Origin of the sequence: Synechococcus sp. PCC 7336, from assembly GCF_000332275.1 — a bacterium.
In the GTDB taxonomy this organism is placed as follows: domain Bacteria; phylum Cyanobacteriota; class Cyanobacteriia; order Thermostichales; family PCC-7336; genus PCC-7336.
Map to the genome: position 1 here is coordinate 3,463,526 of NZ_CM001776.1, position 1,401 is coordinate 3,464,926.

The window sequence follows — 1,401 nt, forward strand, 5'->3', positions numbered from 1 at the left end:
CGTCAGCTTCCGCCACGCCATCGAACTGCTCAAACACGACTCCCCCATCTCGATGCCGATAACCCACCCCCGCTCAACCCATCAAACGCAGCAGCACTCCCAAACTCCCACCCTTAGCCGCCAACCCCGACAACCAGCGGCTACTCCAGCAAGTCATCGACCATTACCACCGCACCCTAACCGAGTCCCCCGATGCCCTGGCTTACCTGCAAAGTCGCGGCCTACACAGCAGCGAACTGGTGCAGCAATTCAAGCTGGGCTATGCCAACCGCACCCTCAGCTATCGCCTGCCTCAAAAGAACCGCAAACCCGGCGCTGCCATTCGCACCCAACTACAAGACATCGGCCTACTCCGTCAAAGCGGTCACGAACATTTCAACGGCTGTCTGGTGGTGCCAGTGCTGGATGAAACCGATGTCATTCACGAAGTCTACGGTCGCAAGATCGGTCAACGCTTACGCCAAGGCACCGTCCAACATCTCTACCTTCCCGGCCCCCATCGCGGCGTCTGGAATCTCTCCGCCTTATCCGCCAGCTCGGAAGCGATCCTGTGCGAGTCGTTAATTGACGCGATGACTTTTTGGGTTCATGGTTACCGCAACGTCACCAGCAGCTACGGCACCAGTGGCTTTACCTTCGACCATTTAGCCGCCTTCGAGCAGCAGGCCATCACTCGGGTCTACATCGCCTACGACCGCGACAGCGCGGGTAATACTGCCGCTGAGAAGCTAGCACAAACCTTGATGGACAAAGGCATTGAATGCTTCCGCCTGCTCTTCCCCCAAGGCATGGACGCCAACGCCTACGCTCAAGCCGTCTCCGACCCCGCCGAGCGTCTGGGAGCTGCCATTCGTAAAGCTGAGTGGATGGGCAAAGGCAAAACTCCCCCTCAACCCCCTCCCTTAGCCGCTCCGACTTCGACACCACAACCGGAGCGCGAGCCCGACCCGCAAGAAGCTGAACTACCTAAGGCCGATATCAAAGAGCACGAAATCAAACTCAGCTTCGGCGAACGTCACTACCGCATTCGGGGCCTAGACAAGAACCTCAGCTACGACCAACTCAAGCTCAACCTCCTCATCCGCCGCGACAAGACCTTCCACATCGATACCCTCGACCTCTACAACGCCCGCCACCGCAGCGCTTTTCTCAAACAAGCTAGCCACGAACTCTGTCTGTCCACCGACATCCTCAAACAAGATCTCGCTCAAGTGCTGTTGCAATTAGAGGAGCTGCAAGACCAACAGATCCAGCAGGCCCTCAAGCCCAAAACTCAAGTCCCCCACATGAGCCAGACGGAACTGAAAGCCGCTCTGGACCTGCTCAAACAGCCCAACCTGCTCGAGCGTATTTTGCAAGACTTCGACCGTTGCGGCGTCGTCGGAGAGCAAACCAACAAAC

1 protein-coding gene is annotated in these 1,401 nt (G+C 57.7%); it reads left to right on the forward strand.

What is annotated here, in order from left to right:
- Nucleotides 1-206: 206 nt before the first annotated feature.
- Nucleotides 207-1,401: toprim domain-containing protein (locus SYN7336_RS33055; RefSeq protein WP_255346727.1), on the forward strand; the 1,195-nt coding region annotated here is incomplete at its 3' end.